Origin of the sequence: Tumebacillus avium, assembly GCF_002162355.1 — a bacterium.
In the GTDB taxonomy this organism is placed as follows: Bacteria; Bacillota; Bacilli; order Tumebacillales; family Tumebacillaceae; genus Tumebacillus_A; species Tumebacillus_A avium.
The window spans coordinates 4,459,210-4,477,364 of the sequence record NZ_CP021434.1; the positions used below are offsets into that span (position 1 = coordinate 4,459,210).

Consider the following 18,155-nt stretch of genomic DNA (forward strand, 5'->3'; position numbering starts at 1 on the left):
GAAAATTTTCGTGTAACGAAGAAAAACCACCCGGCAAAGGGTGGTTTTACGCTTTCTTACGTTTCGCTTTGCGCTTCGGCACCGACTCCATCAGGTCGTCGATGGCGTCTTTGATCACATCGATGGAGATGGCAAAGCCGATCCCTTGCGAGGAAGCGCTGACGGCGGTGTTCATGCCGATCACTTCGCCGCGCATGTTGATCAGCGGGCAACCGAAATAAGCATTAAGACACATAGGAGTCAGCGTGGAACACATTTAAAGAAATAACATTTTAATTCAAAATAATTCACTTCTCTGCCCTGAGTATATTACACGCCTATTACAACCACTACAATAACTCAATTTACATTTAGCGATTTAAAAAGTCCTCTATGGATCAAGAAAGAGTTGTTGTAGTTTATTCTGATATGTAAGTCTCTATACTTGAAATTGACAAACGTTTTGCTTCCACGATTAGATAATTGCCCAATATACCCAGAGTCGAACAACAGCGCAAGGATTATGCGGGGATTTTCTTCTAAATCGTAATTTTTACAAGCATCCTTCCACATATCAGAAGTAAAACTCCCACCTTCCATTTCAGCAAGCAATCCGGGCAAACTTCGAATAGTACGGTCATGTAAAAATCCTACTAATTCATTCAGAAGTTCCCCCAAAAAATACCCTTCAGAGTAATTGGCCAATACAGCTTTTGTTTCTTGTTCACTCAGACTCGTATGATCCGGATAGAGACTCTTACACTCAATCAAGAATTGGAGAACGTCTCGAGGTCGTAGAAGTGTGTGTTCTAAAACAAACTGCCATGAGTCATTTCCATTTACAATTTTAGGAAAAAAATCATACCATGAGATTGCTTCGATTTCTCTATTTCCAGCATTAGCAAATCGCAATTTCACAAGTTGCATCAAGTCTGAATTTAATGGATTTCTCACATCTCGATACCATTTCAAATCAAGTTTTGAGTCTCTTAGGATTTTATTCAAGTCAGTATCGGTACATAGAGCAAGTACATCTGGACGAACTAGTACAATAAATTTCACATTAATTTCATTCCGTGAGAAATGTTTGTTGAGAAGGTTCGCTGCTCTTATAAGTCCAGAAACAGTATCTAATTGCCTATCCTTTCCACGCAGTGAATCATCAAGGCCATCAATGACAATCAAGATTTTAGACTCATTTAATTCCAACGTACTGATTACATCTAACATTGTATCAACAATGCTGTCCAAAGAAGTTAACACAGTTTCTTGTTCATATGAACCATTTATAAGCTCCCCAAGTTTAGGAATTGGAATTCTAAACCCCTTCTTTGATACGGTACGAACAACCCTTGAAATGTCGTCTGTACCGAGTAATCCATAATTCTTTAATGATGTGTATAATTTATCAAAATCCGGATTATAACCTATTTCAATATCTCGGATCTCCGACATAACTTCTAGGAGCAGCATCAACTTCCAAGGAGTCAAAAATCGACTCCCACCAGTAAGATCTACACTACCTAATTTATAAAAAATTTTAAACTGAAATTCATTTAGGTTTCTATATTTACAATTTACCAAAGGGTCAGAGTCGGAAATTAACCTCAATTTACTTGCGAAAGCTGTTTTTCCAGTACCTTTGCGACCACTCAAAAGAAACTTGTACCCATTTATCAGTTGATCAATAATATTTGTAGGGTCATAAAAAGCTGATTCAAGTAAATGTGGTGTAAGATCGTACTCTGTCTCAGAATCTGCAAATCCAAAGTCATAATCCTTGAATTTGTACATGAGAAAATCAGTCCTTCCCGCGTTTGGGGTTCTTATCTCTTTTCAATACTATGTGTAGAGGCTTATTAAGGTTAATTATAATATAATGCAATTGTCACGTCACGTAAACACCACATGGAAATACAAGAGGCACGATACCCTACCCTTTTCTTACATCCCAACCCTTCAAACCTAAATCGCACATCCTACTGGACCGCCGCCCTCGTTGACCCTGATACATTCGATCAGATCACGTAGAATTGCTCTCCCACCAACACTCTTTTCCTAAACATGAATATCGGTTGCAAATAGCTTTATTATTGACTCACCCAACCCTCGTTTACTCAACTCGGCCTGCTCCAGAGTTTGTTGTAGGTAAAGTTCCTTCTTACTACGTAGCTAACATAGACGTCATCTCCGGCGAATCCTGGTTCGTCCGATTGTCTTAGAGTAAGCGTATAATACTCCCCATCTACTCCCAAAACGATGGAGCTTGAGATGGTCCTCGATAGAAGGAAGCGAGGAGGCGCTGACGGCGGTGTTCGTACCGATCACTTCGCCGCGCAAGTTGATCAAGGGACCTCCTCTGTTACCGCTGTTGCTCGCGGTGTCCGTCTGGATCGGCGGGCAACTTGGAGGTCGCCGATGGTGATCGGGCGTTCATTGGCGGAGATGATGCCGACGGTGACGCTGTGGTCGAGGCCCAGAGGACAGCCGATGCACGCGATAAAGACACACTTGGCTGTCTTCTCAGTTAGTTTGAAATTTGAAAAATTATATTGAAGATTGATATTGCAGACTCCTGAGTTTTTCCGATAAAATTATATCCACAGCACTCAAACCAGAATAAGTATAAGATTTCAGCTTCAATTTAGGAGGAACATATAACGTGGCATCAATGGTGTTAGAGTTACAACGTGAAGCATTAGAGCAAAGCACTTCTGTATCAATATTACTTCGAAAGGCGTTTACCTTGGCAAAGAAGCTGCAGGTGAAGGAATTTGTAAAGTGGTCTCAATTTGAACTAAACGGATATGATGACCCCACTCACCCGTCTCCCAACTATAGGGTGGTTCATGGAGAAATAAAGGCGTTAAATCCGTATCATGGTTACATTCCAGTGTATCTTGACCAAAAAACAGCTGAACTTCTCTCTAAACGAAATCTACCTAGTCCTATTACCGAGATCGAGGAGCACATTAAAACAGGCGAAAAAAATAGTAAAGGAACGCTTATGTACAAGTTTCCTGCAAACGTACAAAGAGCGCTTATGCAAATGATGGAATATGACCTCGAAGTATCACTACATATTCCTGCAACGCAGTTTCAACGAATTGTCGATAGGGTAAGGAACATTATCTTAGAGTGGACTCTTAAGCTGGAAGAAGAAGGAATATTAGGGGAAGGGATGACTTTTAGCGATATGGAAAAAGAAAAGGCTCCAAACACAGCCGGAATCATCTTAAATGTTATTGGAAGTATGACGAACTCGCAGTTACAGCAGAATGCGGACAACTCTACTCAAACATCAACAGTTAATTCAGACTCAGTGAAAAAAGAAGAAATTATATCGCTTATTGGTGAAGTAAAGAAACTCCTTGAGGAGATCGGGGACCAAGATAAAAAAGATGAGCTAGCGGCTGAAATTAGTGTATTAGAATCACAGGCTAACTCTCCCAAACCCAAAAAAGGCATTATCGGGGAGGCAATGAAGTCAATCCGAAATATTGCAGAAGGCACAACTGGAAGTCTAGCTGCCACTGCAATATTAAACAAATTAGCTGCACTTCTCCCACACTTTCAGTGACAATATTTCGCAAGTTTTCCTTATTGGCTACTTGTCAAGTAATATGACTCATAGCCCTGCCTCGGAGTATTTTCCGAGGCTTTTTTCGATTAATTGGAACAGGCAGATTCATTTCAAGTAAGCCGACAGATTGCGTTGTAAGGGGCTCAATCTACTTTTAACTGATGCGATCCTTTGCCTGATCCTTCATGCTGCCTAGTAGATTCTCCGTCACGGCGAGCCGCAACACCCGCAGCGAATACGACCGCTTAGAAGGTACACCTACTCGCCAATATCTCGCTATTTCCTCTTGTTGAATTCGATTTTTTGAGCCTTCTTAAACTATTCACGATAAATGATCGCAAGATGGGCATTTCCCATGACTATAAGATTTCGCTCCTCCGGGTCGATCACTGACCTCTTTCGGTGGCGGCTCTATACGTCTCCGCTTAGATATGCACACAAGGTACAAGAAAAGACGACCACTATGCGGTCGCCTTTCGTTTCGTAAACTTCCAGTTTTAAAGAACGAGTCCCCGATCAGACAGTTGCTGCATCATGAATTCGTGGAACTGCTCTCGTCTTTTTAGTGCTTCTGAGTATTCGCCTTGTTCCGCGAGGTATAGGCAAAATTCCTGTATTATTCCTTCCAGTTCAGAAAGCAGTTTGTTGTGTACAAAAATCTTGATCGCATTTTCGAGATATTTGAACCCTTTTTCACGCCGGTCCGTTCGCGTGAACACATTCCCGAGGATTCGATATGCCCTGCCGGTTGATTCGTGGAACTGCGGCAGGAGGGCTTTGGCTTTTTCCGCGAATGCCCAGGCCGCTTCCATGTCACCGTTTTCTAGGTAGATGGTCGCGATGTCTGTATACACCCGACCCGCTTGTTCCATCTGCCCTCTATGTTCGAAGAGCTTCACCAGATCAAGCAGTTCATCAATAGATCGCTGTGAATCAACGTTGGGACGTTTTAGCATGATTAACTGACGCTGGCATTCGCGCTGGGCTTCCTCATCTGCAAGTACATCAACAATGGCGAGTGCCTTGGTTGCGTATTCATCAGCCTTTGCAAAATCCCTTTTTCTGTAATACGTATCAGCGAGTTGGAGATACAAGCTTTTGCAGGATTCGAGATCACAGCTGAGATATGTTACGGCTTCCTCATAATATCGAATTGCCTCCGCTACCTTGCCGATCTCACGATTTACAGAGGCAATTTGAGTAAGAATCTCAGCATAGATTTGGGAATTCTGGAGATCCAGTTTCTCATACTCCGCCAAAGCATGGTGAGAATAATGCAAGGCTATCGGAAAATCTCTTTGTTTCCAAGCAACCTGACCCAACATTATCAACGCAGCGACGACAGAATGCTGGTCTACTTTTAAAGCCGCAACTTCCGCCACTTCGGAAAAGATTTTTGCCGCCTGCTTAAAACGGCCACTTTCAAAATGGCATCTGCCCAAGTTGAGCCGAATGACCTCCTCCGTGACACCAGTGAGTTGCGTCTCAAGAAGTCCCTCGAAAATCGGGAGAGCCGATTTGTATTCGCTCGACTGCATCATCGTCAAGGCCATTTTATATTTGGCCGCGTTTTCCATGCCTAAGTCAACATCTCTCAGCAAAGATTCGAGTGGTACGTCCAGTCTGACTGCTAATGCGGCGAGGACTGCATAAGATGGGTATGCCTTGTCCGATTCGATTTGACTTATCATGCTTGCAGTGACAAGACCTTTGCCTAATTCTCCTTGCGTGAGTCCTTTCTTTAAACGAAGTTCTCTAATGCGTGAGCCAAAAGACAGCGGATACGAAGACATCTATAAATCACCTCACTTTTTCAGAATTGTATGGGTTGTAAATAAGCCGCATCAAACATTAAGGAATTTACTCTTACAATGCGATTCTATTAGATTGGACTTTGCCAAGGAATAAAAAATAATCTGGAAATGCAGAGATACACGTTAGCAAAATCAAGACAAAATAAAAAACCCCTCAGTTCCCTGAGCGGTCAATGTGTGGCCAAATAAGGTATGACTATTCCTGGTCCCGAGTCAAATTTGAAAATACTTCTGCGACATCGGGTCGCCGCCCTTTTCAACTGCAACAAGTGTCGATGCCATCGGATCGCCGCCTTCTTCAACTGCAACCACAGAAGAACTACTCATGAAAATGCCACCGAAAAACGCGGAAAGTGCAACCATTGCCATCCATTTCTTCATTACTTATTCCCCCCCTTTAGATAAGCGAAATTGGTCATGGAAACGGCATAGCAATTCGTTGACTTTCTCCGAAACGTCCAATGCCTCCTCCAACATTCCAAGTTCGCGATATGCTTTCACAGATAATTTAAGCGAGTCAGCCGCATCCCTGTCGAAGCCCATTTTACCAAAAAACTCAGATGCTTTAAAGGAGAACGCGATACAGTCATCCATCATTTTAATATTGAGTGAATATTCCGCATAACCCTGATAGACAGTGGCAAATTCGAAATTGTGCTCAGCCTCATTCTCCGTAAACAGCCTCAAAGCAGAACGCAATAGGTTACCCGCTTCCTCAGTCTCCCCCTGCCTTAGATGCAATTTCGACATTCTCGCATAGGAATATGCCAACTGAACAGTATCTCCAGCGTTCTCAAACTCATTCACACACTCTCGTAGTTCTTCAATTGCCCGTTTAGGATCTTTTTGAGCTAATATCGTGTAGGCGTAAGACTCTCTGACTCGCCGTGCTAACCCCATCACATTCAGTGCCTTGAACAAAGCCTGGGACTCGTTGAGGTACTCCTCTGCCTGCTCGATCTCGTTTCGGTCCCGGCTCGCAATTCCCAATTCAAACAAAGTGAGGGCCAACCGTTTGGTGTCGGAAATGTTGTCAAAAAATGCTTTTGCTCTCGAAAGCAGTTCCACCGCTTCCGCATGACGTTCAATCATTCGACAAGCCTTACCAAAGTTGTATGTGATGCGAGCAGCCGTAAGATTAAACTCCGAAAATCGTTGAGACAATTGATATGCCCGCATGTAATGGGCATGGGCTGTAGCGATTTGAGATAAAAAGTAGTAAGCGGTGCCTAACTTGTCATATAGCGTCGCCATGAAATAATCGTCCGATTCTCGCTGTTGCTCTAAAGATTGCTGCAATCCGGTCAATATCTTCACCGATTGCTCGGCCTTTCCCGTTCGCATCAGGCATTCAGCCTGCAACAGTGCAAGTTCACGCTTTTGATAAATCAGCAGGTCGTCGCGGCTTTCGAGTTCATCAAAAATAGAGAACGCTTCACTGTATTCCCCACGCTCAATGTAGACCTGCATAATTTCGAGTTGTACTTTGACATCGAGTTCCTTGGCTGCATCAACCATGATCTCATGCAACGGTATGGAGAGCCTTTCTGCGATCTTTTGCATAAAATCAACGGACGGAAAGTGTTGGCCGTTTTCAAGCAAACTGATCGTCTGACGAGAACAGATGCCGTCTGCAAGTTCATCCTGAGACAGATCACGCTCTTTCCGATACGCCTTAACCCTTTGTCCGATCCTTGCATATGTATCTGTAAGCATAATGCCCACCACCCTAAGCGATATATAAAATTAACGAGAATAATTATAACAAAAATCATTCGTATCTTGTACGTACTTTTCAAAAAATAAGTTTTTCTCGAAATACTAATAAAAGAGGCAAGTGAAATAGAACTTCACTTCGTCCTGTTCTTGACAGTCCAGGTTACTTTTCGTAAATAAGAATGCAAACTCTACAAGACTCGGACTACAGGCAGATCGCCTCGTAGACATCTCTACTTTAGTCCTACGTAAGGCAAATATAGCGGAGTGTCTCTGTTTCGCTATTATAAGCATGGTAGACAAATGTCTTTCGGAGTGAATGCGTCCCCGATCTCAAATTGAGAACTGGCCACATCTATATTTTTTAAACTCAGCAAGTTTACATCAATCCTAATATAAAATTAGTTATGGTATGATGAGTTCTAAGACTATTGATTGGAGGAACAGGATATGGAAGTTAATAACGAAGAGTTTAAAAAAGCATATGATATGTGGACTAGCTTCAAAGAAGAAGTGCTTTATAAGAATAGATTTTTTGTGAGGCACGAAGCCCTTGATTTCCTCAAACTTTTTGCTGAAAAAAACCGAAAAATTATCGAAAAGGGTACTATCCTTTACCGAGCAAGGCTATACTCAGCACACCCTTTTCTTGAATTTTATAATAAGCAATTAAATGATGGAGGAGAGTTAACACCAGGTCAAAAAGAAGGATTTTGGGGATATGACGAAAGTAATTCTTTCATTCCTCCTTATAATGATAAAGTAAGTGATGGGAGAGCAAATCCTGCATATATAAGATATTTGTACACCGCAGAAACCCCTTATACTGCACTTGTAGAAGTAAGACCTTACCTTAGCAGCAGAGTGAGCATCGCAGAAATAAAAGTCAACGAAACGTTGAACGTCGCCGACTTCTCCTACGTATCTTTTCCTGATTACGACGGTTTTGAAAAATATCTTATGTACTTGATAATGAGCGATTTCTCAATTCCAACTGCTTCTGATAATAAAAGTTACATACCGACCCAATACATTTCTGAATACATCAAGACTCTTGGATTTGACGGAATTAGATTCACCAGTTCCCTAAACAGTTCAGGAAGAAACATAACAATTTTCAACTTCGAAAAGTGTAAGGCAATAGGTTCAAAATTATATCAGGTAGGCAATATTTATTTTGAAGCAAATTGTATTGAACCCAAAAATGAGAAGCGTTTGACTCAGCTTGGATCGTACATCGGTGAAAATATATTCAATATGCTACAGGACCTCAATAAACAGAAAGAATAAGCTGTTACAGCCTATTTCTTTATGGCCAAAAGCTGACACTATTCCCTGTCCAAAGATTGATGGATAAAATAACCACCCTACATATCTTAAAAATGAAAAAAGACGACGACTCTGTATGATGTGCCGCCGCGCTAACACTGGGCCAGAGTCGTCCTACGAAAATCACATGATCATTGTATCAAATCATCAGAGAAACAAAATGAATCGCGAAAAACCACCCGAATTGAGATAATCGGGTGGTTTTGCTTTACTTTCCCTTCACGCTTTCTTACGTTTCGCCTTGCGCTTCGGCACCGACTCCATCAGGTCGTCGATGGCGTCTTTGATCACATCGATGGAGATGGCAAAGCCGATCCCTTGCGAGGAAGCGCTGACGGCGGTGTTCATGCCGATCACTTCGCCGCGCATGTTGATCAGCGGGCCGCCGCTGTTGCCGCGGTTGATCGCGGCATCCGTCTGGATCAGGCGGGCATAGTGGCGGTCGCCGATGGTGATTGGCCGTTCTTTGGCGGAGATGATGCCGACGGTGACGCTGTGGTCTAAACCAAGCGGGCAACCGATGGCGAGGACCCATTCGCCGACTTGAATGTTCTTGGAAGCGCCAAGCGGCAGGGTGCGTGCGTTTTTGGGCGGTCTGACTTTCAGGACGGCCAGGTCGAGATCATAGGAAGCGCCGACGACTTCAGCCCGGACATCTTCGTCTTGGTCAAAAAAGCGGACATACACTTCTTCAGCTTCGTGAATCACGTGCTCGTTGGTCAGGATGTATCCGCGCGGGTCAAAAAAGAAGCCCGTCCCGATGTTTGTTGTCTTCCGCGATACCTCATCCGAGTCGCGGCGGCGGGAACCGGTGCGACGTTCGGGCTTGACGACCTCGATGTTGACGACCGCGTCTTTGTAACGGTTCGCGATGTTCACAAAATTCGGGCTGGCGAGCTTAGCTGATGTGCGGCGGCGGCGACCTGACGCCGAAGGGTTGCCAATCTTCGATACGCGCTTTTTCATTCCACTCACCTCGTATCATCATCGTATGTGCTTGCCCGCCCTCGCGGTGAGCCTAAGTCTGTCCCCGATGGCAAAAAGGGCGCTTGTCTCGCATAGACATAAGATGACAAGCCTTGCTTGAAACTGGAGGTGACCGTTTTGGATCTATTTGTTGCCATCCCGATGGCTCTCGGCCTTGGCGCGCTGCATTCGCTGGAACCGGGGCATGGCAAAGGGGTGATGACCGCTTATCTCATCTCATCGCGGGCCAGGCTGCGCGATGCGGTGTTTCTTGGCTTTACGTCGGCCGTCTCGCATACGCTGTCGATCCTGTTTCTGGCGTTTGTAGCGACGACGGCGCTGCAGTTCTGGATGCCGGAGCAGATCGAAGCATGGCTTGGCCTGATCTCCGGGGCTGTGATCACCGGCATCGGCCTGCGCATGGTCTACCTGCGCATGAATCCGCCCGTCGTGTCGCTGGGCAGGATCGGATCTGCTGCGGAGGATACGTATGTGTGCGGCCATGGTCATGTGCACCACATTTCGGAACTGGCGACGGAAGGCGGACATGCGCATGGGCATGGACACTCCCACGGGCATTCGCACTCGCATGCACACAGCCACTCACACGGCCACTCGCACGCGCACGACCATTCCGGCGCACTGGCGGTGGTGGCAACGCAGGAGCGATCGGCCAAACGCCTGCTGACCATCGGCGTGCTGACCGGGCTGATCCCCTGCCCCAGCGCTTTGGTGATGCTGCTGGCGGCGATCTCAGCCGGGCAGATCACGATGGGCGTGGGCTTGGTCATCGCTTTTTCGCTCGGCGGGGCGCTGGCTTTGTCCCTGCTCGGCATCCTGCTCCTGAAAGCGGAACACAAAGTCCGCTTCCTCGAACGCCGCCGCTTTGGCGAGGCGATGGCGACGCTCAGCGCCGGGATCATCGTGCTGATCGGTTTCCTTGTCACCTACGAGTCGATATCCAGCCTCGGCCTGTTGTCGTAACAAAAAAGCCTCCGACAGCATTGTCGGAGGCTTTTGCGTTATTAAAATTAGTTTTGACCAAGCGCCAACTCAACCAGCGTGCGCACGCCGAAGCCGGTTGCGCCTTTCGGGTTGAGATCGCCATGGCCGTCCTGATCGCGGGCAACGCCGGCCACGTCGAGGTGCACCCACGGCGTGTTGTCGACAAACTCGCGCAGGATCAGCGCTGCGGTGATCGAGCCGCCGTCACGGCCGCCCGTGTTTTTCATGTCGGCGACGTTCGAGGAGAACGATGCCTTGTAATCTTCGACCAGCGGCATTTCCCAGACGCGCTCACCGGAGCGGTGGAACGCATCTTTGACTTCCGAAGCGAACTCGGAGTCGTTGGAGAACATCCCCGCCAGCTTGCGGCCCAGCGCGATCGAGATCGCACCGGTCAAGGTGGCAGCGTTGACGACTTTGGTCACGCCGCATTTTTCGATCGCATAGGTCAGAGCATCAGCCAGCACCACGCGGCCTTCTGCGTCGGTGTTGACGATTTCGATCGACTTGCCGTTCATCGCCACAACGACATCGCCCGGCTTGATCGCGTTGCCGGACACCATGTTTTCCACGGCGCCGATCACGGCCACGATGTTTGCTTTCGGCTTCAGACGGCCGATCGCCTGCATCGCGCCAATCACGGCACCTGCACCGCCCATGTCGGTCTTCATGTTTTCCATGCCTGCCATCGGCTTCAAAGAGTAGCCGCCGGTGTCAAACGTAACGCCTTTGCCGACGAGACCAAGGATCTCTTCGGAATCCGGGTTGCCGTGGTAGGACATGACGATCAGCTTCGACTCTTCGTCGGAGCCTTGGCCGATCGACAGCAGAGCGTTCATGCCCAGTTCGCGCATTTCCGCTTCCTCAAGCACCGAGATGCCCATGCCGGTCTGCACCGCCACATCGGTCGCCAGTTCAGCGAGGCGGGTCGGGGTGAGGATGTTCGCCGGCTCGTTGATCAGATCGCGGGCATAGTTGGTGCCTTCCGCGTAGATGCGGCCGATTTCCAGACCTTTTTCAATCGCTGCCTGTTTCGATTCATCCGACTCCACGACGATCAGATCGGTCAGTTTGGAGACGGCTTGGTGTTTTTTCAAGTTCTTCACGGTGTACAAGCCAAGCAAGGTGCCTTCTGCCAGCGCTTGTGCCGCATGTTCAACTTCCATGCCGCCGTGTCCTGCGCCATGCACGATGGTCGCCAGGGTCGCAGCGCCATGTTCACGGGCAAATTTCGCCGCGACTGCCGCTGCCGAGCGGGCGCGGTTGGCGGAGAACTCTTCCGCTTCGCCCAGACCGACGATCAGGACGCGCTTCGCTTGCAGTTTGCCGAAGGTGTAGAGGAGTCTGGTTTCTTTGAACTTGCCTGTCAGGTCGCCCGCTTCGATCAGCGCGGCGATCTGGCCGCCCAGCGCTTCGTTGACAGCGCCGGTCGCGCCGTCGGGTGCGGTCACCCCTTCAAACAAGTTGACTACGAGGACATCCGCTTCTACATTGGTAATGGATTGCAGTTGGAGATTGATGTTCAATTTTCCTCTCTCCCTTCAAAATAGTTACGCTCTGATAACTTACAGCTTATGTAGGGTGTCCTAAGAAAAAGAACCGACCAATTGCGGTCGGTGACTCTTAGTCCAACTTAGGTGTCTCGTCTGCTTTCGTTTCCGGTTTCTTTTCCGCAGCCGGAGGTGCCGGCGGGAGCGGAACGAGACGCTCACGGCTCAGGAACTGCATCGAGCTGTCGATTTTGAAGTACAGGTCGCGCTCATCTTTAGCATGCACAATCGAGCCGTTGCGAAGCACAAACGGCACATCCATGCACAGCGAGCACAAGTCTGTACCGGCGCAATCCTTAATGTCTACTTTTTCTTCCGGATATTTAGAGAGCAACGCATCGTAAACTCGCTGGGAATGCTTCTCAAGGTTTTGCTTACAGAACACCCATTTCACAGATGAAGCCACGACAGACATCTCCTTTAGAAAAAAACTTGACGCAACACTTCTTTTATTCTACATCAAATTGTAGATGAAATTCCATAAAAAGTACGCGTTTTCATCCCTATTCTATCATCCTGATCAGATGAAGTCACTCTGAATGATCGCATACGCCTCGTTCCCGCACTGCGGACAATGCAAATAATGCGTGCATTGCCCCCCGTTTTCCTGCTTCACATGCGCGGTCAGCTCATACGGGGAGTAGGGCCCGACATAGTCGCTCCACATCCCGCCGTCTGCCATCGCCGCTCCACAATTCTTGCATTTGATCCCTGCATCTCTCAACCCGTTGCACAGCGGACACACCTGTTCCATCAGAGCAACCTCCCTGCCTTACACATGATTGTAAGGATAGGATGCCCCTGTCAAAACGAAAAAACGCCTCCCGCGCAAAACGGGCGGCGTTTTTGCTTACGAAACCAGGTCGTACCAGGCCATCTGGATCTCCTCGAGGATCTTCTCGTTCGTATCCTCGGCAGCTCCTTCAAACCCTTCCAGCTCCAACACCCAGCGGCGCAGCGTCGCAAAGCGCAGCGACAACACGTCTTCATCCGGGTGCAGTTCATGCAACGCTTCAGCGATATCTTGTGCATCTTCCCAGTTCATCGTATGTACCCCCTACTCACAATCGTACGCGTCGGTGCCAAATGCGGTCTTGTAGTAGGAACAGGCGACGCGTCCCGTCTCCGTGTTCCGCCACAGGCCGAGCACCCACTCGTCTTCATAGCGGCCGTACGTCCGCGAATACTTCGCGCCGCATTTCAAACAGACCGCGTCCTGATGGCCCCGCTCTCCGGTCAGCGCGTCCGGTACTACATCGTGCCCGCACGACGGGCACTCAAACGGCTCTCTCGTATCCATTGACGTTCGCCTCTTTCAAGCAGACTCTGTCTCTATTGTAGCATACCTGCTTCGCGAATTCTGCGCAGCACCGCCTGTCCCGTCCGCTCTGAGAAGCGCAAATAGTCACCCAGAACAAACTTCACTTGCGGATAGCGCTCTCGTGCCTCCGCCAAAAAACGCGGCAGATCTTCCGACACATGCCGGCCGGGCAACAAAAAATAGGGGATGACGACAACTTTGTCCGCCCCTTGCCTCACACACGCGGCCAGCCCTTCCGGAATCGAAGGCGACGCCCCTTCCAAAAAAGCCGGTTCGACCCCCTCATAGAGACCGCGCGCCCGGACGCCTTCCACCAGATCGAACAGCTCCTGGTTGGCAGCAAGCACCGGACTGCCGTGTGCGACAAAAAGAACTCCTGTTGTCATCATACCCCTCCATAGATTCCCAACTATTTTACTTCAGCAGACTGTTTCATCGCTTTCACGAGGTTGACGACCGACAGGCCGATCTGCTCAAAGCGCTGCTGCGACTTCTCGTTGGTGAACTTGCCTTCTTCGGTAAAGGAATCGGTGTAGCCGACCGAACCGAACTGCGGCACCACATACGCGTGCAGGGAGCGCAGGATGGTCAGCATCTGGTTCAACGTGTTGGTCGCCACAGCGCCGCCTGCCGATGCGACAAGACCAACCGGCTTGCCCGCAAATTGGTTGTAGCCGACAAAGTCCAGCGCGTTCTTGAAGACGCCGCTGATGCCGTTGTGGTATTCCGGCGAGCCGAGGATGAAGCCGTCCGCGTTGTTCATCAGCTCCACGAAATATTTCACGTTCTCGTCTTCGTATTTGTTCTCATCGTCCGGATCATACATCGGAAGCGGACGTTCACGCAGGTCAAAAATTTCCACTTCTGCGCCTGCAGCTACTGCTGCGTCGATTGCTACCTTTGCTGCTTTCATCGTCGTCGAGCCGGTGCGCAAGCTGCCGATCAATGCTACGATTTTCATTTGTGAAAAACCTCCTATGTAGTTCATCTCTAATAATACTTAATATACTCCAATGTCTGGAAACTGGCAACACTTTTTCCAAAAAATCTTCGTTTTGGGCATGCTAACAAGCAGGAGGTGAAGAACCATGCGCAAAGGCTTTTTCACTGCGCTCAGCATCCTGCTGGCCGGCTCCCTGTTGGCTGGCTGCGGAGGAGGAGACGCGCAGCGCAACCCTGGCGACACCGGTTCCGGCGGCGGCGCGCGGGGCAGCGGAGGCACGTCGAGCGGAACTTCGGGCAGCTCGCACTAAACCAGCAGCTAAGATGTTAAAAATTTAGACATTTTTTGGCACCCATTCTGTAGGAATCCTCCTTCTAAATCGCGAATAGTACGATAGTACAGAATTGAGCGAATGATCTGAAGGAGGTTCTCGTAAAAATGTTCTCAAAAATCAAAAACAAATGGCTGCGCGAAGGGCTCAGCTGGACAGCCGTGCTGGTCATTGCATTTGTCATCAACATTCTGATTCGCGAGCACGTCTTCGCCATCACCAAAATTGAAGGCCAATCGATGCAGCCGACTTTGGAAAACCACGAGCGCGTGTACCTCAACCGCCTCGCTTATGACCTGGAAGACCCGCAGCGCGGCGACATCGTAGTGTTTCCGGCTCCGCATGACACCCGCGACTATATCAAGCGCATCATCGGCCTGCCGGGCGATGTGGTGGAAATCCGTCAAGGCGTGCTGTATCTGAACAGTGAGGAGCAAAAGGAAGAATACATCGACGCGGTCACCAATGACTTCCCGCCGACCACCGTGCCGGACGACCACGTCTTCGTGATGGGCGACAACCGCCACCCCGGCGCATCGCTCGACTCCCGCGACCCGCGCGTCGGCTTCCTCCCGGCCGAAATTTTAAAAGGGCGCGTCGACTTTGTGCTCTACCCGTCGCCGCACTGGCTGGATGCCGAATAAACCAAGAATTGCGCAAAGAGCACCTGCTCCAGGTGCTCTTTTTTATGATATGATGGGGTCTGATAAAGCAAAATTAATTCGACCGTTTAACGATACAGGATGGTGAAAATAACTTGCCACACCAAGAACAAAACTACCGTTTCAAAGTCAACCTGCAAGGCATGATCGAGCTTTTGTCGGGACATTTATACAGTTCCCCCCGCGTTTACATCCGCGAACTGCTGCAAAACGGCACCGATGCGATTCGGGCGCGCGCCAAGCAGCAACCTGATTTTGCCGGCGAGATTACATTGGAAGTGTTTGCGTCCGGAGACGGCTCCCGCACGCTGATTTTTGAAGATAACGGCGTCGGGCTGACCGAAGCGGAAGTGCATCAATTTTTGGCGATCATCGGTGAGTCCTCCAAGCGCGCCGACGAGATGCGCAACACCGATTTTATTGGACGATTTGGCATTGGCCTGCTCTCCTGCTTTGTCGTCAGTGACGAGATCGTGGTGATCTCCCGTTCCGTGCACAGCGACAAAGCGGTCGAATGGCGCGGCAAGCCGGACGGCACTTATACGATCCGCCTGTTGGACGGCGAATTTACGCCGGGCACGCGCATCTATCTGCGCAGCAAACTCGGCTACGAAGAATATTTTGAGCTCGCCACCGTCAAGGACCTCTGTCGCCACTACGGCGCCTTGCTCCCCTACCCGGTCACCGTCTCGGACGGCAGCCGCAGCCAGACGATCAATGAAGGCAAGCCGCCGTGGCTGTTGCCGAACTGGCAGCAGACCGTCTCCCGCGACGCGATGCTCGACTACGGACGCCGCTTTTTCGGCGAGAATTTTATCGACTTCATCCCTTTGCACTCCGAAGTCGGCGATGTGCAAGGCATCGCCTTTGTCCTGCCGCACCGCGCTTCGATCGCAGCGAAGACGAACCACCAAGTCTATCTGAAACAGATGCTCCTGTCAGAAAATGTGGAGAACATCCTGCCGGAATGGGCCTTTTTCGTCAAATGCATCATCAACACCAACGACCTGTTGCCAACCGCCTCGCGCGAAGAATTTTATGAAGACAGCAAGCTGGCCGCCGTGCGCGACGCGCTGGGCAACTGCCTGCGCGACTACCTGATCTATCTCGCCGAGCACGACCTGCCCCGCCTGCACAAGCTGATCGCGATCCACTTTCTGTCGATCAAAGCATTGGCCGTGCAGGACGACCAGCTCTACCGTCTGTTCATTAAATGGCTGCCGTTCGAAACGTCGCAGGGCCGCCTGACGATGGAGCAGATTTTGGAGCACAACGCGGTGATCCGCTTTACGCCGTCCCTCGATGAGTTCCGGCAGATCTCCCGCGTTTCGGCCGCGCAGTCGATGTGCGTGATCAACGGCGGCTATGTGTTTGATGCGGAGCTGATCGAACGTCTGAGCGACTTTTTCCCGGAGTACAGCGTGGAGCGCGTCGATCCGCTCGATATCACCGAGTCGTTTGAAGATCTGAATACTGCCGAGCAGCAACTGGTCTTCCAGTTCCTGCAGACGGCCGACGCCGCGCTGCAGTCGTTTGGCTGCAAAGCGGAGATCAAAAAGTTCCTGCCCCTCGAACTCCCTGCGCTCTATTCGACCAGCGAGGAAGCGACGTTCCTGCGCTCGGTGGAGCGCACGCAAGAGGATGCCAATCCGCTGTTCGCTTCGGTGCTCGGGACGCTTGGCGCCGCGTTTGGCGTGCCGGCCGCGCACGGGCAGCTCTGCTTTAACTTCCACAACCCGGTCATCGCTAAACTGGTGCAATCGGGCGATCCGGCCTTGCAGCGCATGGCGGTGGAGATGATCTACGTGCAGGCGCTCTTGATGGGACACCATCCGCTCAACCACCGCGAGATGAAGCTCTTGAACAACGGCCTGTTCAACCTGATCGAACTGGGCATGAGATAAGGAGTGGGACGATGAACTACCAGGAACAGCTCTACATGCTGGAACATCAGGCCGACCTGCTGCCCGACGGCGATGCCAAAACCGCCCTGCTCGAACAGGCGATCCAGCTGGCCGACCGGCACAACGAGCTGATCGATTCGTTCGAACTGCGCGAAAAGCTGATCAGCGCAGCGCTTGGCGCAGGCGACCCGCGGCGCATGCTCGTCGCTTTCTCGTGGTGCCTGAACCAAGTGGACAAGCACCCCGACACGTTCGAAGCGGACCGCATGCTCTGGCAATACAAATGGGTGGTCGGCCACATCGACACCTTCCCGCAGATCTCCCGGGCGCAGATCGACGCGATGATGGACGACCTGAAATCCCGCTACGAGGCGCAAGGGCTTTCCCTGCGCCCATACTACCGCCAACTGCACGCCCATGCGATGTTTGCCGGCGAGCAGGAGCGGGCGGATGTCTTTTACCGCCAATGGCTGTCCGCAGCGGTCGATGATTTCTGCGACTGCATCGCCTGTGAGCGGGCACACCAAGTGGAATATCTGGTCTGGCTTGGCGAAGACGACAAAGCGCTGGCGCTGGCCGAGCCGATCTTAAACGGACAGCTCGCCTGCTCCACCGTGCCGCACAACACCTTGCACGACCTGCTCGATGCGCTGATCCGCCTCGGGCGGATCGACGAAGCGGAGGAACTGCACAAGCGCGGTTATCCGAAGATCGAAAACGAGCTGTCGTTCGTGCATGGCTTCGGCAACCACATCCGCTATCTCACCTTGACCGATCCCGACCGCGCCTTGGCTTTGTTTCACAAGCACCTGCGTCAAGCGCAGAAGACCACCGACCAGCGCAACCAGTTCCGCTTTTACCTTTCCGGCTGGTTTCTGTTCGAACGCCTGCGCCGCTCCGGGCACGAGCATGAGGAACTGCAGTGGCTGTCAGCCAAAACACGCGAGCTCGCCGACGCGTTTGACCAGCGCAATGGCAACACGCATCACGCCGCGCTGATCGAAAAAACGCTGGCCCGGCTCTAGAAACATCAACGTATACAAAAAACCCTC

At 50.1% G+C, this 18,155-nt stretch carries 20 protein-coding genes; 7 read left to right on the forward strand and 13 right to left on the reverse strand.

The genetic code is table 11. The features are described 5' to 3' along the window. Positions 1 to 46 precede the first annotated feature (46 nt). Together CBW65_RS24970 and CBW65_RS20545 are read right to left on the reverse strand one after the other, a co-directional pair. Positions 47 to 235, reverse strand: coding sequence for a S1C family serine protease (locus tag CBW65_RS24970; protein ID WP_087458442.1), 189 nt, complete (start codon positions 233 to 235; stop codon positions 47 to 49). A 104-nt stretch (positions 236 to 339) separates the two neighbouring features. Next, a complete protein-coding gene (locus tag CBW65_RS20545) occupies positions 340 to 1,773 on the reverse strand; it encodes a P-loop ATPase, Sll1717 family (RefSeq protein WP_087458443.1) in 1,434 nt (477 codons plus the stop codon). Positions 1,774 to 2,650: 877 nt separating this feature from the next. On the opposite strand from CBW65_RS20545, the gene CBW65_RS20550 reads away from it, so the two are divergent. Continuing rightward, positions 2,651 to 3,559 carry an AbiTii domain-containing protein gene (locus tag CBW65_RS20550; protein WP_232463561.1) on the forward strand — a complete coding sequence of 303 codons (909 nt, stop codon included), beginning with the start codon at positions 2,651 to 2,653 and terminating at the stop codon, positions 3,557 to 3,559. Positions 3,560 to 4,059: 500 nt separating this feature from the next. Here CBW65_RS20550 and CBW65_RS20555 read toward each other — a convergent pair whose 3' ends face one another. From CBW65_RS20555 to CBW65_RS20560, 3 genes are all read right to left on the reverse strand, one after another. Further along, the gene (locus tag CBW65_RS20555; RefSeq protein ID WP_087458445.1) at positions 4,060 to 5,355 is read right to left on the reverse strand and encodes a helix-turn-helix domain-containing protein; all 1,296 of its coding nucleotides are present in this window, start codon (positions 5,353 to 5,355) and stop codon (positions 4,060 to 4,062) included. A 234-nt stretch (positions 5,356 to 5,589) separates the two neighbouring features. Continuing rightward, the gene (locus CBW65_RS24400; RefSeq protein WP_157722091.1) at positions 5,590 to 5,757 is read right to left on the reverse strand and encodes a hypothetical protein; all 168 of its coding nucleotides are present in this window, start codon (positions 5,755 to 5,757) and stop codon (positions 5,590 to 5,592) included. A gap of 3 nt (positions 5,758 to 5,760) precedes the next feature. Then, positions 5,761 to 7,092 (reverse strand): tetratricopeptide repeat protein, encoded by a 1,332-nt coding sequence (locus CBW65_RS20560; RefSeq protein ID WP_087458446.1) that lies wholly within the window; start codon positions 7,090 to 7,092, stop codon positions 5,761 to 5,763. A gap of 450 nt (positions 7,093 to 7,542) precedes the next feature. Between CBW65_RS20560 and CBW65_RS20565 the strand changes: the two genes are divergently transcribed. Further along, the gene (locus CBW65_RS20565) at positions 7,543 to 8,382 is read left to right on the forward strand and encodes an RES family NAD+ phosphorylase (RefSeq protein WP_087458447.1); all 840 of its coding nucleotides are present in this window, start codon (positions 7,543 to 7,545) and stop codon (positions 8,380 to 8,382) included. A 258-nt stretch (positions 8,383 to 8,640) separates the two neighbouring features. Here CBW65_RS20565 and CBW65_RS20570 read toward each other — a convergent pair whose 3' ends face one another. Further along, the gene (locus tag CBW65_RS20570) at positions 8,641 to 9,387 is read right to left on the reverse strand and encodes a S1C family serine protease (protein ID WP_087458448.1); all 747 of its coding nucleotides are present in this window, start codon (positions 9,385 to 9,387) and stop codon (positions 8,641 to 8,643) included. Positions 9,388 to 9,525: 138 nt separating this feature from the next. Between CBW65_RS20570 and CBW65_RS20575 the strand changes: the two genes are divergently transcribed. Next, entirely contained in the window at positions 9,526 to 10,371 is an 846-nt protein-coding gene (locus CBW65_RS20575) for a HoxN/HupN/NixA family nickel/cobalt transporter (protein WP_087458449.1), read from the forward strand. A gap of 47 nt (positions 10,372 to 10,418) precedes the next feature. Here the strand turns inward: CBW65_RS20575 and CBW65_RS20580 are convergent, their stop codons facing one another. The 7 genes from CBW65_RS20580 to CBW65_RS20610 all read right to left on the reverse strand — a co-directional run bounded on the left by CBW65_RS20580 (position 10,419) and on the right by CBW65_RS20610 (position 14,224). Beyond that, a complete protein-coding gene (locus CBW65_RS20580) occupies positions 10,419 to 11,918 on the reverse strand; it encodes a leucyl aminopeptidase (RefSeq protein ID WP_087458450.1) in 1,500 nt (499 codons plus the stop codon). Positions 11,919 to 12,015: 97 nt separating this feature from the next. Next, positions 12,016 to 12,348, reverse strand: a complete 333-nt coding sequence (locus CBW65_RS20585; RefSeq protein ID WP_157722092.1) for a DUF1450 domain-containing protein — start codon at positions 12,346 to 12,348, stop codon at positions 12,016 to 12,018. Between the two features lie 114 nt (positions 12,349 to 12,462). After that, complete coding sequence (locus CBW65_RS20590) at positions 12,463 to 12,696, reverse strand: hypothetical protein (protein WP_087458452.1); 234 nt, start codon at positions 12,694 to 12,696, stop codon at positions 12,463 to 12,465. A gap of 96 nt (positions 12,697 to 12,792) precedes the next feature. After that, a complete protein-coding gene (gene iscX, locus CBW65_RS20595; RefSeq protein ID WP_087458453.1) occupies positions 12,793 to 12,987 on the reverse strand; it encodes a Fe-S cluster assembly protein IscX in 195 nt (64 codons plus the stop codon). A gap of 12 nt (positions 12,988 to 12,999) precedes the next feature. Next, entirely contained in the window at positions 13,000 to 13,242 is a 243-nt protein-coding gene (locus tag CBW65_RS20600; RefSeq protein ID WP_087458454.1) for a hypothetical protein, read from the reverse strand. A gap of 32 nt (positions 13,243 to 13,274) precedes the next feature. Further along, on the reverse strand, positions 13,275 to 13,649 hold the full coding sequence (locus CBW65_RS20605; protein ID WP_157722093.1) for a sirohydrochlorin chelatase: 375 nt from the start codon (positions 13,647 to 13,649) through the stop codon (positions 13,275 to 13,277). A 23-nt stretch (positions 13,650 to 13,672) separates the two neighbouring features. Beyond that, complete coding sequence (locus tag CBW65_RS20610) at positions 13,673 to 14,224, reverse strand: NADPH-dependent FMN reductase (RefSeq protein WP_157722094.1); 552 nt, start codon at positions 14,222 to 14,224, stop codon at positions 13,673 to 13,675. A 127-nt stretch (positions 14,225 to 14,351) separates the two neighbouring features. On the opposite strand from CBW65_RS20610, the gene CBW65_RS24405 reads away from it, so the two are divergent. The 4 genes from CBW65_RS24405 (at position 14,352) to CBW65_RS20625 (ending at position 18,128) form a co-directional block, all read left to right on the forward strand. After that, positions 14,352 to 14,516, forward strand: coding sequence for a hypothetical protein (locus tag CBW65_RS24405; RefSeq protein ID WP_157722095.1), 165 nt, complete (start codon positions 14,352 to 14,354; stop codon positions 14,514 to 14,516). 128 nt (positions 14,517 to 14,644) lie between these two features. Beyond that, positions 14,645 to 15,181 (forward strand): signal peptidase I, encoded by a 537-nt coding sequence (gene lepB, locus CBW65_RS20615; protein ID WP_087458457.1) that lies wholly within the window; start codon positions 14,645 to 14,647, stop codon positions 15,179 to 15,181. Between the two features lie 113 nt (positions 15,182 to 15,294). Further along, positions 15,295 to 17,103 carry an HSP90 family protein gene (locus tag CBW65_RS20620; RefSeq protein ID WP_198299676.1) on the forward strand — a complete coding sequence of 603 codons (1,809 nt, stop codon included), beginning with the start codon at positions 15,295 to 15,297 and terminating at the stop codon, positions 17,101 to 17,103. An 11-nt stretch (positions 17,104 to 17,114) separates the two neighbouring features. Beyond that, a complete protein-coding gene (locus CBW65_RS20625) occupies positions 17,115 to 18,128 on the forward strand; it encodes a hypothetical protein (RefSeq protein WP_087458458.1) in 1,014 nt (337 codons plus the stop codon). The last annotated feature ends 27 nt before the right edge of the window (positions 18,129 to 18,155 follow it).

Bases quoted from the DNA above. Each gene is read 5' to 3' on its own strand.
- CBW65_RS24970 (WP_087458442.1), bottom strand. From the start codon at position 235: ATGTGTCTTAATGCTTATTTCGGTTGCCCGCTGATCAACATGCGCGGC.
- CBW65_RS20545 (WP_087458443.1), bottom strand. From the start codon at position 1,773: ATGTACAAATTCAAGGATTATGACTTTGGATTTGCAGATTCTGAGACA.
- CBW65_RS20550 (WP_232463561.1), top strand. From the start codon at position 2,651: ATGGTGTTAGAGTTACAACGTGAAGCATTAGAGCAAAGCACTTCTGTA.
- CBW65_RS20555 (WP_087458445.1), bottom strand. From the start codon at position 5,355: ATGTCTTCGTATCCGCTGTCTTTTGGCTCACGCATTAGAGAACTTCGT.
- CBW65_RS24400 (WP_157722091.1), bottom strand. From the start codon at position 5,757: ATGAAGAAATGGATGGCAATGGTTGCACTTTCCGCGTTTTTCGGTGGC.
- CBW65_RS20560 (WP_087458446.1), bottom strand. From the start codon at position 7,092: ATGCTTACAGATACATATGCAAGGATCGGACAAAGGGTTAAGGCGTAT.
- CBW65_RS20565 (WP_087458447.1), top strand. From the start codon at position 7,543: ATGGAAGTTAATAACGAAGAGTTTAAAAAAGCATATGATATGTGGACT.
- CBW65_RS20570 (WP_087458448.1), bottom strand. From the start codon at position 9,387: ATGAAAAAGCGCGTATCGAAGATTGGCAACCCTTCGGCGTCAGGTCGC.
- CBW65_RS20590 (WP_087458452.1), bottom strand. From the start codon at position 12,696: ATGGAACAGGTGTGTCCGCTGTGCAACGGGTTGAGAGATGCAGGGATC.
- iscX (WP_087458453.1), bottom strand. From the start codon at position 12,987: ATGAACTGGGAAGATGCACAAGATATCGCTGAAGCGTTGCATGAACTG.
- CBW65_RS20600 (WP_087458454.1), bottom strand. From the start codon at position 13,242: ATGGATACGAGAGAGCCGTTTGAGTGCCCGTCGTGCGGGCACGATGTA.
- CBW65_RS20605 (WP_157722093.1), bottom strand. From the start codon at position 13,649: ATGACAACAGGAGTTCTTTTTGTCGCACACGGCAGTCCGGTGCTTGCT.
- CBW65_RS20610 (WP_157722094.1), bottom strand. From the start codon at position 14,224: ATGAAAATCGTAGCATTGATCGGCAGCTTGCGCACCGGCTCGACGACG.
- CBW65_RS24405 (WP_157722095.1), top strand. From the start codon at position 14,352: ATGCGCAAAGGCTTTTTCACTGCGCTCAGCATCCTGCTGGCCGGCTCC.
- lepB (WP_087458457.1), top strand. From the start codon at position 14,645: ATGTTCTCAAAAATCAAAAACAAATGGCTGCGCGAAGGGCTCAGCTGG.
- CBW65_RS20625 (WP_087458458.1), top strand. From the start codon at position 17,115: ATGAACTACCAGGAACAGCTCTACATGCTGGAACATCAGGCCGACCTG.